This is a genomic window from Caballeronia sp. GACF4, from assembly GCF_023631025.1.
GTDB lineage: Bacteria > Pseudomonadota > Gammaproteobacteria > Burkholderiales > Burkholderiaceae > Caballeronia.
Genome location: NZ_JALQDW010000015.1, coordinates 149,286 through 163,940, shown reverse-complemented (window position 1 = coordinate 163,940; position 14,655 = coordinate 149,286). Strand labels below are relative to the sequence as shown.

Genomic DNA, 14,655 nt, shown 5'->3' with positions numbered 1-14,655 from the left:
GTCAGGCTCTGATCGAGCAGATAGAGAATGAACGGCAGCGACACGAAAAGCAGCAAGCCGCTGATGCGATGCAGGATGGACACCTTCCCGGCGAGCGGCAAACGATACTTCGCGAGTTGACCAAGCCCGATGTTCCGGAACTCGGGCCTTGGTTTTCTTACGGCTTCAGCCATGCTAGACCCCAACTTGTTATTACACCAATCCGCGATTTTAGCGCCTTTTTATTCCGCGCTGCAGCGAAAACCGGCCTAAAACACTCTTCTAAGGCGTGTAAGAAAAGAGTATCCCCTACGTGCTTGCGCGAAACTTACGCACTGCTTGCCACCCTGCATTTCCCGCCTGCTTTCGGCGCTCAACTCAAGTCGTTCTGATAGTAATACCCGGTCGTGACATACCAGCCGCGCCGCACTTCGACCGGCCGGTCGCCATACGTATAGGAGACGCGTTCGACCGACAGCAGCGGAAAGTCCGGTTTCACATCGAGCAGGCGCGCGACCGCTGGGTCAGCGGCGACGGCGCGGATCTTCTCTGTCGCACGAATCATGCGCGTACCGAACTCCGTCTCGAACATTGCGTAGAGCGGACCCTTGTAATCGGCGAGACGCTCGGCGGTCAGGCCGCGAAAGACCGCGCCGGGCAGCCAGATTTCGTCGAAAACGGTCGTCACGCCATCAAACTGCAACAGGCGCTTGATAAGAACAACGGGGTCGGCCGGTTTCAGATCGAGTTGACGCGCGATCTCGGCGGGCGCGCGCAGCCGCTTGCATTCGAGCAGGCGGCTGACGTGGGGATGAGCGTCGCCGTCGTCGGGCAACAAGCGCAGGAAGCGGAACTGGACGCGGTCTTCATTGTGCGTCGCAACAAACGTGCCCTTGCCTTGGCGGCGCACGAGCAGATTGTCGGCGGCGAGTTCGTCGATGGCCTTGCGGACAGTGCCCTGGCTGACTTTATAGCGCGCGGCGAGTTCGACCTCGCTCGGGATGATTTCGCCGGGCTTCCATTCACCCGTTTCGAGCCCCTGCGTGATGAGCGATTTGATTTGCTGATATAGCGGACTGAACGTAGGCGACGACGTACTCGCGGCAGCCTCAGCCGCGCTCGCGCTGCCGTTCGGGTTCGTCGTGCTCGCCGGGTTCGAATTCATGCCGCGCATTTCAACACAAAGCCGCGCCGTGCGTCCAGAGCTTTCCCTGAGAATCCTATGTCTTATATAAGACATAAGATAGTGTTGACTTTGCTTGTGACGAACCCTACACTCCTTGTCGAGCAAGGGTTTGCGGGTTGTCGTAACACCGGAAACCGAGCTGACCGGCGCGTTTGTCCTGGCGGTTTTCGCCAGATGCCGTCAGTTCTTCGGCCGCGCGACATACCGCCAGGCACGCCCTTTCGCTTTCGCCTTACGCCGATCGACCACTCGATTCGCGCGCCGCTGCCTGCCTATCGCCTCGCAACGTCAAGCGCCGTCTCGTATGGGCGCGTTGCCGTTGGACCCAAGCGAATTTCGCGTCCTTAAAGAAACCTCCCGCAAGCAACTCGCTCGAACGAGAGATTCATGGCATGACAGTCACGCCGCGCCCGTCGGTGCACCGCTCGCCTTGGCGCCCATACAGGCGCGAAGCCGCATCGGCAGGATATCGGCCGGGCGTTCCCACGCTTCGCGGGCGGCATGGCAGGCATGTCTTTCATCAACGCTTTGCGTAACGCGCATAAAATGGCGCTTTCCCTAGCGTTCCACGCACCGTCCAGGAGAGTTATCAATGGCTAAGTCCGCAAAGCGCGTTGCCGTCACCGGCGCCGCAGGTCAAATCGGCTACTCGCTGCTGTTCCGTATCGCCAATGGCGATCTGCTCGGCAAAGACCAGCCCGTGATTCTTCAGTTGCTCGATTTGCCGCAAGCGCAAGGCGCAGTCAAGGGCGTCGTGATGGAACTGGAAGACTGCGCGTTCCCGCTGCTCGCAGGCGTGGTCGTCACGGACGACCCCAAAGTCGCGTTCAAGGACGCCGACGTCGCGCTGCTGGTCGGTGCGCGTCCGCGCTCGAAAGGCATGGAGCGTAAGGACCTCTTGTCGGCCAACGCCGAAATCTTCACGGTTCAGGGCAAGGCGCTCAACGAAGTCGCAAGCCGCGACGTCAAGGTTCTCGTGGTCGGCAACCCGGCCAACACGAACGCCTATATCGCGATGAAGTCGGCGCCGGATCTGCCGAAGAAGAACTTCACCGCCATGCTGCGCCTGGACCACAACCGCGCGCTGTCGCAACTGGCGGCCAAGTCGGGCAAGCCGGTCGCATCGATCGAAAAACTGGCTGTGTGGGGCAACCACTCGCCGACCATGTACCCCGACTTCCGCTTCGCCACGGCCGCCGGCGACGACCTGACGAAGCTCATCAACGACGACGAATGGAACCGCAACACGTTCATCCCGACGGTCGGCAAGCGCGGTGCGGCGATCATCGAAGCGCGCGGTCTGTCGTCGGCGGCATCGGCGGCTAACGCTGCAATCGACCACGTGCGCGACTGGGTGCTCGGCACCAATGGCAAGTGGGTCACCATGGGCATTCCGTCGGACGGCTCGTACGGCATTCCGGAAGACATCATCTACGGCGTGCCGGTCACGTGCGAAAACGGCGAGTACAAACGCGTCGAAGGTCTGGAAATCGACGCGTTCTCGCGCGAAAAAATGAACGGCACGCTGAACGAACTGCTAGAAGAGCGCGACGGCGTGGCGCATTTGCTGGGCAAGTAATTTTAAGTATCGCGGGGAAGCCGGGAGGCTTCCCGCTGGCGCGAATGCATCCGATGCATCGCGCCTGATTCGAACGCGTTTGGAGCTTGCCGTGCTTTCACGGAAGCAGCCCGAGCGCGGCCGAATCAGAAGCATTGAGCAAGATCGACATCCTTTTCCCCCAATTGGACCCGACGCCGACGATGCGCGCTCTTACCCCCGCCGAAGTGCTGTTTGACGGCGACCCGCAGCCTGCTGTCCTGCCGCCCTGCGATCACTACGCAGGCAGCGAAAAGCTGATGAAGAAGTCGCTCGCGTTGCAGGCGCAACTCGGGCCGGTCTTCGACATCACGCTCGATTGCGAGGACGGTGCGGAAGTAGGCCGCGAGGCGGAGCATGCGGAACTCGTCGCGTCGTTCGTCGGCGGCGAGGAAGACCGCTTCGGGCGCGTGGGCGTGCGCATTCACGACTTCAATCACCGCGCGTGGCGCGACGACGTGCGCATCATCCTGCGTCACGCGAGGAAAGCGCCTGCCTTCGTCATGCTGCCGAAAATCCGCAGCGTCTTCGACGCCGCCGAGATGGTGGCTTTCGTCGAGGCATCGCGTTGCGAGTTCGGCATCGAGAAACCGGTGCCTTGTCATCTGCTGATCGAAACACATGGCGCGCTTCGCGAAGCCTTCGAGCTCGCGGCGCTGCCCGGCGTCGAATCGCTGAGCTTCGGTCTGATGGACTTCGTTTCGGCGCACAACGGCGCCATTCCAGATACCGCCATGCGCTCGCCCGGCCAGTTCGAACATCCGCTCGTGCGGCGCGCGAAGCTGGAAATCGCGGCGGCGTGTCACGCACACGGCAAGGTGCCTTCCCACAACGTATCGACGGAAGTGCGCGACATGGGCATCGTGGCGAACGACGCCGGGCGCGCGCGCAACGAGTTCGGCTATACGCGCATGTGGAGCATTCATCCGGAGCAAATACGGCCTGTCGTCGAAGCCTTCTCGCCACGTGCCGATGAAATCGCGCTCGCCGCCGAGATACTGCTTGGCGCACAACGCGCGCAGTGGGGCCCAACGCGTCACCGCGATACCTTGCACGATCGCGCGAGCTATCGCTATTACTGGTCGGTGCTGCGGCGCGCCGAGGCCACCGGCCAGGCAATGCCAAGCGATTACGCGTCGCTCTTCGCCACGCCGGCGCAAGGCGGCAACGCATGACAGAGCATTTGCAGCACGCGCGCGAGCGGTTACGCAGCGCGCGTTTCAAGAAGAAGTAACGCACGCCCTGAGCGTTGAAAGGAGACTTGAAGCAATGAGCGATACCGTATCGACCGACGCACCCGCCGCAGCGGGCGCATTCAAGCCAAAGAAATCCGTCGCGCTTTCGGGCGTGACCGCTGGCAACACCGCGTTGTGCACAGTCGGCAAGACCGGCAACGACCTGCACTATCGCGGCTACGACATTCTCGATGTCGCGACCACCAGCGAGTTCGAGGAGATCGCGTATCTGCTCGTGCATGGCAAGCTGCCGAACGTCGCCGAGTTGAAGGCGTACAAGACAAAACTCAAGGCTTTGCGCGGCTTGCCCGCAAACCTCAAGGCCGCGCTCGAATGGATTCCGGCGTCCGCGCACCCCATGGACGTCATGCGCACCGGCGTATCCATGCTCGGCACCATCCTGCCCGAAAAAGACGATCACAACGTTCCCGGCGCGAAGGATATCGCCGACAAACTGATGGCCTCGCTCGGTTCGATGCTGCTCTACTGGTATCACTACTCGCACAACGGCAAGCGCATCGAAGTCGAAACTGACGACGACTCCATCGGCGGACACTTTCTGCATTTGCTGCATGGCGTGGAGCCCTCGAAATCGTGGGTCGAAGCCATGCACGTATCGCTCAATCTTTACGCTGAACATGAGTTCAATGCATCCACGTTCACGACTCGCGTGATCGCGGGCACGGGCTCGGACATGTATTCGGCGATCGTGGGTGGCATTGGCGCATTGCGCGGCCCGAAACATGGCGGCGCCAATGAAGTCGCGTTCGAAATTCAATCGCGCTATCAGACGCCCGACGAAGCCGAGTCCGATATTCGCGCACGCGTCGAGAAGAAGGAAGTGGTGATCGGCTTCGGTCATCCGGTCTATACCATCTCCGATCCGCGTAACAAGGTCATCAAGGAAGTCGCGAAGAAGCTCTCGAAGGAAGCGGGCGACAACAAGCTCTTCAGCATCGCCGAACGGCTCGAATCCGTGATGGCCGACGCGAAGAAAATGTTCCCCAACCTCGACTGGTTCAGCGCGGTTTCGTATCACATGATGGGCGTGCCCACGGCCATGTTCACGCCGCTCTTCGTCATCTCGCGCACGGCGGGATGGAGCGCGCACATCATCGAGCAACGCATCGACAACAAAATCATCCGGCCGAGTGCGAACTACACGGGTCCCGATAATTTGAAGTTCACGCCACTAAATAAGCGAAAATAGCGGACTGCGCGATCGAATTTCGCGAGGACGAAATTCACTCCGCGCGGCAACCGTTACCAACCTCCATGTTTTGAAAGGTTTTTCGATGAATAAACTCCTGATCGCTGCAATCGTCGGCACACTGGCTACCACCAGCGTGTTCGTCAGTGCCGACGCCTTCGCCGCGACGACCACCACGGACTCGAAGGCGGCAAAGGCCAAACGCCCGGCTCCGGCACGTCGACTCATCAAGCGCTCACCCAAGGCCGAAGCGGCCGCGGCAGCGAAGACCGACCCGATTCCCGAAGGCGCCGTCAAGTGGACCTGTAAGGAAGGCGCGTCTTTCTATCTGAAAGGCGACATGAAGCGTGACACCATCGTCACCGTGAATTGGGCCAAGAAGGACTACAAGCTGCCCCGTCAGGACACCACGACCGGCGCCGATCGTTTCCACGATGCGGCAACGGGCATGGATCTCGTCGTGATCCCGTCGAAGGCAATGCTGTTCTCCGACAAAGATTCGTCGCGCCTGGCCGACGAGTGCATGACCGCCGAAATGGCTGCGGGCGCAACCGCTCCCACGCAGTCGGAAGCGTTGTTCAAGAAGGCCGAATAACAAAGTCTGCAATCAAACAGGAATCCTCGATGTCCGCACCGATCTCGAACGTCCGGCCAGAGCCGGATCAGGTACTCGTCGACATAGTCGACTACGTTCTCAACTATCGCGTCGAGAGCACGCTTGCGCTGGAAACCGCGCGCAACTGCCTGATCGACACCCTCGGCTGCGGACTCGAAGCCCTCTCGTACCCTGCCTGCACCAAGCTGATGGGACCGATCGTGCCCGGCACGATCGTCCCCAACGGCGCGAAGGTGCCTGGCACCCAGTTTCAGCTCGACCCGGTTCAGGCCGCCTTCAACATCGGCGCCATGATCCGCTGGCTCGACTTCAACGACACATGGCTCGCCGCCGAATGGGGCCATCCGTCGGACAACCTGGGCGGCATTCTCGCCAGCGCCGACTGGCTGTCGCGTAACGCAATCGCCACCGGCAAGAAGCCGCTCGCCATGAAAGACGTGCTGATCGCCATGGTCAAGGCGCACGAAATTCAAGGCTGTATCGCGCTGGAAAACTCGTTCAACAAGGTCGGGCTCGATCACGTGCTGCTGGTCAAGCTCGCGTCCACGGCGGTCGTCGGTCAGTTGATCGGCCTCTCGCGCGACGAACTCATCAACGCGGTGTCGCTCGCTTTCGTCGATGGTCATTCGCTGCGTACATATCGCCATGCGCCGAACACGGGTTCGCGCAAGTCGTGGGCCGCGGGCGACGCGACCTCGCGCGCCGTGCGTCTCGCGCTGATCGCGAAGACCGGCGAAATGGGCTATCCGTCGGTCTTGACCACGAAGACCTGGGGCTTCTACGACGTGCTCTTCAAGGGCAACGACTTCAAGTTCCAGCGCCCGTACGGCTCGTATGTCATGGAGAACGTGCTCTTTAAGATTTCGTTCCCGGCCGAATTCCATTCGCAAACCGCCGTCGAAGCCGCCATGACGCTGCACGGCAAGCTGAAGGAAGCGGGCAAGAGTGTCGAAGATATCGCGAAGATCACCATTCGCACGCACGAAGCGGCTATCCGCATCATCGACAAGAAGGGACCGCTCAACAATCCGGCCGACCGCGATCACTGCATTCAGTACATGATCGCCGTGCCGCTCATCCACGGCCGTCTCACCGCCGCCGATTACGAAGATTCGATCGCGCAGGACCCGCGCATCGACACCTTGCGCGCGAAGATGGAATGCGTGGAAGACCCGCAATACACAACCGATTACCACGACCCTGAGAAGCGCTCGATTGCGAACGCGCTCACCGTCGAGTTCACGGACGGTTCGAAGCTCGATGAAATCGCGGTGGAATATCCGATCGGTCACAAGCGCCGCCGCGAGGACGGCATTCCGCTGCTCGTCGAGAAGTTCAAGACCAATCTCGCGCGCCGGTTCCCGCAAAAACAGCAACAGGCGATCCTCGCGGTATCGCTCGATCAGGCAAAGCTCGAAGCCATGCCGGTCAATGAATACGTCGATTTGTATGTGATCTAGCGCCTGGAGCCGGTGCGCGCGTGCCGGCGCGTCAAACCAGGCACGACCCGGTTTCAGATTCAGGAAACGTTGCATCAAACCCAGATCAGCCCAAGGAAAATAACCATGGCCCACAATCTTCACAATACGCTCAAGGAATTCGACAGTGGTTCCGGCAAAGGCAAGTTCTACTCGCTGCCGCAACTCGGCGAAGCCCTGAAGGTCAAGATCGAACGTCTGCCGGTGTCTATCCGGCTGGTGCTCGAATCCGTGCTGCGCAATTACGACGGCAAGAAGATTTCCGAAGAGCACATCGAACAACTCGTGAACTGGAAACCGACTGCAGCCCGCGTCGATGAAATCCCGTTCGTCGTCGCGCGCGTCGTGCTGCAGGATTTCACCGGCGTGCCCCTGCTCGCCGACATCGCCGCCATGCGCGGTGTGGCCGAACGCGCGGGCAAGGACCCGAAGGCGATCGAGCCGCTCGTGCCGGTGGATCTCGTCGTCGATCACTCGGTGCAGATCGATCACTTCCGCGAGCCGAACGCGCTCGACCTGAACATGAAGCTGGAGTTTCAGCGCAATAACGAGCGCTACCAGTTCATGAAGTGGGGCATGCAGGCGTTCGACACGTTCAAGGTCGTGCCGCCGGGCGTGGGTATCGTCCACCAGGTGAATCTGGAGTATCTCGCACGCGGCGTGCACAAGAAGACCGAAGGCAACGACACGGTCTACTACCCGGACACGCTCGTCGGCACCGACAGCCACACGACGATGATCAACGGCATCGGCGTGGTGGGCTGGGGCGTGGGCGGCATCGAAGCGGAAGCGGGCATGCTCGGCCAGCCGGTGTATTTCCTCACGCCGGATGTCGTCGGCGTCGAGTTGAAGGGCAAGCTGCGCGAAGGCTGCACGGCAACCGACCTCGTCTTGACCATCACGGAAATGCTGCGCAAGGAGAAGGTCGTCGGCAAGTTCGTCGAGTTCTTCGGCGAAGGCACGGCTTCCATCGCGGTGCCGGACCGCGCGACCATCGGCAACATGGCGCCGGAATACGGCGCCACCATGGGCTTCTTCCCGGTCGATGAAAAAACCATCGACTACTTCAAGGGCACGGGCCGTACCGACGCCGAAATCTCCGCCTTCGAGAACTACTTCAGGGCGCAGAAGCTGTGGGGCGTGCCGAAGGCCGGCGACATCGACTTCACGAAGACGCTGACGCTAGATCTGTCCACCGTCGCGCCGTCGCTGGCGGGTCCGAAGCGCCCGCAAGACCGTATCGAAATCGGCAATGTGAAGAGCACGTTTACCGACCTCTTCTCGAAGCCGGTCGGCGAAAACGGCTTTGCCAAGAAGCCCGCCGATCTGACCGCCGACTACAAGACCGCCGATGGCGTCGACGTGAAGAACGGCGACGTGCTGATCGCCGCGATCACGTCGTGCACGAACACGTCGAACCCGAGCGTGCTGCTGGCCGCCGGTCTGCTGGCCAAGAAAGCGGTCGAGGCCGGTTTGACGGTGGCGCCGCATATCAAGACGTCGCTGGCACCGGGATCGCGTATCGTCACCGAATATCTGACGAAGACCGATCTCCTGCAGTATCTGGACAAGCTTGGCTTTACGCTCGCCGCTTACGGTTGCACGACGTGTATCGGCAATGCGGGCGACCTGACGCCGGAGCTGAACGACGCCATCGTGAAGAACGATATCGTCGCGGCCGCCGTCCTGTCGGGCAACCGCAACTTCGAAGCGCGTATTCACCCGAACATCCGCGCCAACTTCCTGGCTTCGCCGCCGCTGGTGGTCGCTTATGCCATCGCGGGCAACATCACGCGCGACCTCATGACCGAGCCGGTCGGCAAGGGCAAGGACGGGCACGACGTGTATCTCGGCGACATCTGGCCGACGAGCGAGGAAGTGCATTCGCTGCTCAAGTACGCGCTCAACGCCGAAGCCTTCCGCGAGAACTACTCGCAGCTTACGAAGGATGGCGACCTGTGGAGCAAGATCGCGGGCGAAACCGGTCAGGTCTATGACTGGCCGAAGTCGACGTATATCGCGGAGCCGCCGTTCTTCGGCCACGACTTCTCGATGACCCCGGCCGACTCGATTCCCGCCGTGAAGGGCGCACGCGCGCTTGGCATCTTCGGCGACTCGGTCACGACCGACCACATCAGCCCGGCAGGTTCCATCAAGGAAACGTCGCCGGCGGGCGTGTGGCTGAAGGCGAACGGCGTGCAGAAGGCCGACTTCAACAGCTACGGCTCGCGTCGCGGCAACCACGACGTGATGATGCGCGGCACTTTCGCCAACGTGCGTATCAAGAACCTGATGATTCCGCTGAAGGAAGATGGCACGCGCGTGGAAGGCGGCCTGACGATCCATCAACCGAGCGGCGAACAGTTGTCCATCTACGACGCCGCGATGAAGTACATCGGCGACAACACGCAGACCGTGATCTTCGCGGGCGAGGAATACGGCACGGGTTCGTCGCGCGACTGGGCGGCGAAAGGCACGCAACTGCTCGGCGTGAAGGCCGTGGTGGCGCGCAGCTTCGAGCGTATCCATCGTTCGAACCTGGTCGGCATGGGTGTGTTGCCGCTGCAGTTCAAGGGTACGGACAGCGTGCAGACGCTCGGCATCACGGGCGAAGAGACGTACGATATCGAAGGTCTGGGCGACGACTTTAAGCCGCAGCAAGAAGTGACGCTCGTGATCCATCGGAAGGACGGCAAGGAAGATCGCGTGCAGGTGCTGCTGCGTATCGACACGCCGATCGAAGTCGACTACTACAAGCACGGCGGCATTCTGCCGTTCGTGTTGCGCTCGCTGCTGGCGGCGTAAGCGAGTAGTCTGTAGCTTTGCAGGTGACCGCGCTCGAAAGAGCGCGGGAACATTGGACCCGGCCTCGGCCGGGTTTTTTTTCGACTATGCCTTCGAGATCGCCGCACCGGAAGGCGCCGTGCGGCGCGCGAGCCACGCGCGGGCTGCGTCGATCAAGCGCCTCGATGTGGTCGTCGGCGTGGAAACCGACGCCAGCGAAAAAGCGCTTTCGTCCCGCGCGCCGCTTACCCATATCGTCGAGAACGGCTGAAGTTCGACGCACTCGCCCGCATCAAGCCAGAAATCGCCGGCGTCGCCCTCGATGGTCAGCCAGATCTGGCCACGCGTAGCGCGCAGCGTTTGCGGCCGGTCGATAAACCAGCTAGTCGGCGCATCGCGCCCGTCGAGTTCAAAAGTCCTGATTTCACGCATGATGCCGCTCCCTGTCGCTCGATCGCCTGATCGCTTGATGGATGCTGCGAATGTAAAAGCGTGTCGCAGCCGTTAAGCGTATTATTCGGCCAGTGCCGAACATCTAGAATGAACACTTGCGTACAGTTACACAGGAACTGTATAGCCAGGAATACCGAACACTTCTAAGTGAATAATTTTGTCGGTATTCGCTCAGAACAGTTTGGATTGCCGTTTGGCCTAGTTGACGGCGATTTTCGGATGCGTTCGAATACTTCAAATCACTCCGCAAACACTTGATCGCAACTGTTCACTCTGTTAGACCGAACACTTAAAACGATGAACGCACTTCCGCTAAATATCGATGGCGCCACGGGCGTGCCGCTGACCGAGCAGATCGTCAGCCAGATCGAAACCATGATCCGGTCGCGCCGCGTGCTGGCGGGCGCGAAACTGCCGTCGATCCGGCAACTTGCGACCGAACAGAGCATCAGCCGCTTTCCGGTGATCGAAGCGTACGACCGTCTTGCGTCGCGCGGGCTGATTCAGGCGCGTCACGGTTCGGGCTTTTACGTGGCGAATCATGTGGACGAACACGCGCGCGACGCTGGCAATTGCGACCCGCGTCTCGCGGAAGAGGAGTCGAGCCAGATCCTCGCGCAGTTCAACTATCCCGGCGAGACGCTCAAGCTGTCGAGCGGCTTCATTCCCGAGGCATGGCGCGATGTCGATGGCCTCACGCAGGCGGTGCGGCAGGCGTCGCGCGCGGACATCGCAAGCGTGATCGATTACGCCATTCCGCACGGCGACACGAACCTGCGCCAGCAGATCCAGATGCGCCTCAACACGCTCGGCATCAACGCGGATTTGCCCAATGTGATGATCACGAGCGGCGCGAGTCAGGCGCTCGATCTCGTCGTGCGCTACATGCTCAAGCCCGGTGATACGGTATTCGTCGAAGATCCCGGCTACTACAATCTGTTTGGCTTGCTGAAGCTGCAAGGCGTGCGGCTCGTCGGCGTGCCGCGTCTGGCCAACGGGCCGGATGTCGAGATGGCCGAAGCGCTTCTGAAGCAGCACACGCCCAAATTGTTCTTCGTGAACACCGTGTTCCAGAACCCGACGGCGACCAACATCGCGCCGCAAATCGCTTTCAGGCTGCTGCAACTTGCGACGCAGCACGGCTTCACTATCGTGGAAGACGACATTTATGCGGATTTTCAAACCGTGCCGACGCAACGACTCGCATCGCTCGATCAGTTCGACCGCGTGATTTATGTGGGCGGCTTGTCGAAGACGCTGTCGTCGTCGCTGAGAATCGGCTATCTCGCGGCCAATCGCGAGCTCGTGAAGAATCTCGTCGATGTGAAAGTGCTGACGAGCCTCGGCGGCACGCGCTTCGCCGAGAGCGTTGCGGCAAGTCTGCTGGAACGCGGCACGTACAGGAAGTATCTCGAAAGGCTGCGCAAGCGCGTGCGCGATTCGCTTTCTAGCGCGGTGCAGCAGTTGGAGAGCTACGGCTGGGACGTATTCGATCAACCGAGCGGCGGCAATTTCGTCTGGGCGAAGGTGCCGGGTATCGAAGACTCGACGAAGCTCGTGAGTGAAGCGCTGAAGTTCGGCGTGACGCTGGCGCCGGGGAATTACTATCGGCCGAACGGCGAGGCGTGCGCGTGGGTGCGCATCAATTCGGCATACGCAGGCGACCGGCGCGCCGCACGCTTTTTCGAACACATGACGCAGACGGCCAGGGCTTAACGCTCGAAGAACTGCTTGAGCGCGTCGGTGGCGTCCTTGTCCTGGGCCAGGCGTTCGTAAAGACCGGCCGCGCCTTCATAGATGCGATGCTCGGCATGTTTGTCGCCGATAAAGCCCGCGATCTCTTCCATCTCCGCGACCCATCGATACGCCTTGGGCGGCATGCGCGGCACGCTATTCGCAAGCCATTTGGCCAGCTCGGGCTGACTCGCCGATAACTCTTCGAAGAGCGCATCGCCCGCGCCATTGCGAAGCGCGGCGAGCGACATGGCCGCGCCGATCGCGGTCAATCCCTTCGTGATTCCCGCATACGACATCTTGAGCGCCGAAGCCGCGCCGACAGGACCATCGAGCACGTGTACGTCGAGGCCCGCATCGGCGAGTGCGAGCGTACGGTGCGCTTGCGGTCCCGACACATAGAACTTTGGCGCGGATGGCAAACCGATGATCGCGCCATCGACGAACGGAACGTCGAGCGCTTCTGCCACGCGCTTGACCGTCGCCGGACTGACCGCGTTGCAATCGACGTAGAGAGGCTTACGGGCGGCCCGCGCAAGCACGGGCGCCAGACGGTGCGCCGATTCGACCGCCACCGCGGGCGGCACGATCGATAGAATGAAATCGCACTCGGCGAAGCGGTCGGGACTTGCGTCTTCGATCCCCGCCTCGCGCGCGCGAGCGATGCTGGCCTCGCTGCGCCCTTCGAGCGTCGTCAAGACACGCGCGCCCTTCTGCGTCAGCCTGTGGCCGACAGCCGCGCCCATGCTGCCCGTGCCGAGCAAACCCACGACCGTTCGCGTCACCTGCTTCTCCTGTCGATGCGCAAGCGTCGTGATAACGCCCGCGCGTTTCCATCAACGATGCTCGGTCACGAACTTGGTGACGAGATACGCTTCCATCGCCTCGCTGCCGCCTTCCGAACCGTAGCCCGAATCCTTCACACCGCCGAACGGCGTTTCAGGCAAGGCAAGCCCGTGATGGTTGATCGACAGCATGCCGCTTTCGATATCGTCCGATACCGCCGCCGCGGTCGCCGCCGAACTCGTGTACGCATAAGCGGCGAGACCGTAGGGCAAGCGATTCGCTTCGGCGATGACTTCGTCGTACGACTTGAACGAGGCGATAGGCGCAATCGGGCCGAACGGCTCTTCGGTCATGATGCGCGCGCTCATGGGCACGTCCACCAGCACGGTCGGCGCGAAGAAGTAACCTTCGCGGCCCACGCGTTCGCCACCCGTCAGCACCTTTGCGCCGTGCTCGCGGGCATCGGCGACGAGGCGTTCCATGGCTTCGAGACGGCGGCCGTTGGCGAGCGGGCCCATTTGCACGCCGTCGTCGAGACCGTTGCCGACCTTCACCGCGCTCGCCGTCGCGACGAAGTGATGCACGAACTCTTCATACGCCGCTTCTTCGACGAGAAAGCGCGTAGGCGAGATACACACCTGACCGGCGTTGCGGAACTTGGCCGATGCCAGCATCTTCGCCGCGCGCGGCACGTCCGCGTCCTTGAAGACGATAGCGGGCGCATGTCCGCCGAGCTCCATGGTCACGCGCTTCATATGCTCGCCCGCCAGCGATGCGAGCAGCTTGCCCACCGGTGTGGAACCCGTGAACGAAATCTTGCGGATGGCCGGATGCGCGATCAAATATTTCGATACATCCGCCGGCACGCCGAACACGAGATTCAGCACGCCCTTGGGCAAACCCGCATCGGCATAAGCCTGCACGAGCGCCGCGCAACTCGCGGGCGTTTCCTCCGGTCCCTTCAACACGACCGAGCAGCCCGAGGCCAGCGCCGCCGACACCTTGCGCACCGCCTGATTGATCGGGAAGTTCCACGGTGTGAAAGCGGCCACGGGACCGACGGGCTCGCGCGTCACGATCTGGCGCACCGCGTCCGAACGGGACGGAATCACGCGGCCATACGTGCGGCGCCCTTCTTCGGCAAACCATTCGATGATGTCCGCAGCCGACAGCGTCTCGATGCGAGCTTCCCCGAGCGGCTTGCCCTGCTCCATCGACATGATGGCGGCGATCTGCTCCGCGCGGTCGCGGATGTTCTGCGCGGCGCGACGCATCAGCTTGCTGCGCTCGTACGGCGAAACCTTGCGCCATTCCTTGAAGCCACGCGCGGCGGCATCGGCGGCAAGCGAGAGTTCGTCGATGCCCGCGAGCGCCAGACGGCCGATTTCCGCTTCGCTCGCGGGATTGATCACGGCGGTGTCGCGCAAGCCGGCGCGCCATTCGCCATCGATAAAAAGTTGTGTGTTCGGATATGACGGAAGGTCGGAACGCGTATTGCTCATGCATGTTCTCCTGACGAGTGGTTCGCGGCAAACGACGATGTTAACCCGAGCCCGTAAAATCTGCTGACCCGTTCGTCGACGACACGCGGATAGTT

The 14,655-nt window shown here is 61.5% G+C and carries 12 protein-coding genes; 7 read left to right on the top strand and 5 right to left on the bottom strand.

The features are described 5' to 3' along the window. Together NCR40_RS14705 and NCR40_RS14700 are read right to left on the bottom strand one after the other, a co-directional pair. The coding region (locus tag NCR40_RS14705; RefSeq protein ID WP_502800985.1) for a succinate dehydrogenase, cytochrome b556 subunit at positions 1–173 on the bottom strand (173 nt) is incomplete at its 3' end. Positions 174–352: 179 nt separating this feature from the next. After that, complete coding sequence (locus tag NCR40_RS14700; RefSeq protein ID WP_244829106.1) at positions 353–1,144, bottom strand: GntR family transcriptional regulator; 792 nt, start codon at positions 1,142–1,144, stop codon at positions 353–355. Between the two features lie 613 nt (positions 1,145–1,757). On the opposite strand from NCR40_RS14700, the gene NCR40_RS14695 reads away from it, so the two are divergent. The 6 genes from NCR40_RS14695 to acnA all read left to right on the top strand — a co-directional run bounded on the left by NCR40_RS14695 (position 1,758) and on the right by acnA (position 10,106). Beyond that, on the top strand, positions 1,758–2,744 hold the full coding sequence (locus NCR40_RS14695; protein WP_250509814.1) for a malate dehydrogenase: 987 nt from the start codon (positions 1,758–1,760) through the stop codon (positions 2,742–2,744). A gap of 182 nt (positions 2,745–2,926) precedes the next feature. Then, positions 2,927–3,937 carry an HpcH/HpaI aldolase/citrate lyase family protein gene (locus tag NCR40_RS14690; RefSeq protein WP_250509813.1) on the top strand — a complete coding sequence of 337 codons (1,011 nt, stop codon included), beginning with the start codon at positions 2,927–2,929 and terminating at the stop codon, positions 3,935–3,937. A gap of 94 nt (positions 3,938–4,031) precedes the next feature. Then, a complete protein-coding gene (prpC, locus tag NCR40_RS14685) occupies positions 4,032–5,207 on the top strand; it encodes a bifunctional 2-methylcitrate synthase/citrate synthase (RefSeq protein WP_250466472.1) in 1,176 nt (391 codons plus the stop codon). Between the two features lie 85 nt (positions 5,208–5,292). Then, positions 5,293–5,802 (top strand): hypothetical protein, encoded by a 510-nt coding sequence (locus tag NCR40_RS14680; protein ID WP_244829743.1) that lies wholly within the window; start codon positions 5,293–5,295, stop codon positions 5,800–5,802. Positions 5,803–5,831: 29 nt separating this feature from the next. Further along, the gene (locus NCR40_RS14675; RefSeq protein ID WP_250509812.1) at positions 5,832–7,283 is read left to right on the top strand and encodes a bifunctional 2-methylcitrate dehydratase/aconitate hydratase; all 1,452 of its coding nucleotides are present in this window, start codon (positions 5,832–5,834) and stop codon (positions 7,281–7,283) included. Positions 7,284–7,388: 105 nt separating this feature from the next. Further along, on the top strand, positions 7,389–10,106 hold the full coding sequence (gene acnA, locus NCR40_RS14670) for an aconitate hydratase AcnA (RefSeq protein ID WP_244829101.1): 2,718 nt from the start codon (positions 7,389–7,391) through the stop codon (positions 10,104–10,106). An 84-nt stretch (positions 10,107–10,190) separates the two neighbouring features. Here the strand turns inward: acnA and NCR40_RS14665 are convergent, their stop codons facing one another. Further along, complete coding sequence (locus tag NCR40_RS14665; protein ID WP_250493085.1) at positions 10,191–10,517, bottom strand: DUF2917 domain-containing protein; 327 nt, start codon at positions 10,515–10,517, stop codon at positions 10,191–10,193. A 318-nt stretch (positions 10,518–10,835) separates the two neighbouring features. Between NCR40_RS14665 and NCR40_RS14660 the strand changes: the two genes are divergently transcribed. Further along, the gene (locus NCR40_RS14660; protein WP_250509811.1) at positions 10,836–12,254 is read left to right on the top strand and encodes an aminotransferase-like domain-containing protein; all 1,419 of its coding nucleotides are present in this window, start codon (positions 10,836–10,838) and stop codon (positions 12,252–12,254) included. On the opposite strand, the gene NCR40_RS14655 is transcribed toward NCR40_RS14660, so the two are convergent. Further along, a complete protein-coding gene (locus NCR40_RS14655; RefSeq protein WP_250509810.1) occupies positions 12,251–13,057 on the bottom strand; it encodes an NAD(P)-dependent oxidoreductase in 807 nt (268 codons plus the stop codon). The genes NCR40_RS14660 and NCR40_RS14655 overlap by 4 nt on opposite strands. A 51-nt stretch (positions 13,058–13,108) precedes the next feature. Then, the gene (locus NCR40_RS14650; protein WP_250509809.1) at positions 13,109–14,560 is read right to left on the bottom strand and encodes an NAD-dependent succinate-semialdehyde dehydrogenase; all 1,452 of its coding nucleotides are present in this window, start codon (positions 14,558–14,560) and stop codon (positions 13,109–13,111) included. Positions 14,561–14,655 lie beyond the last annotated feature (95 nt).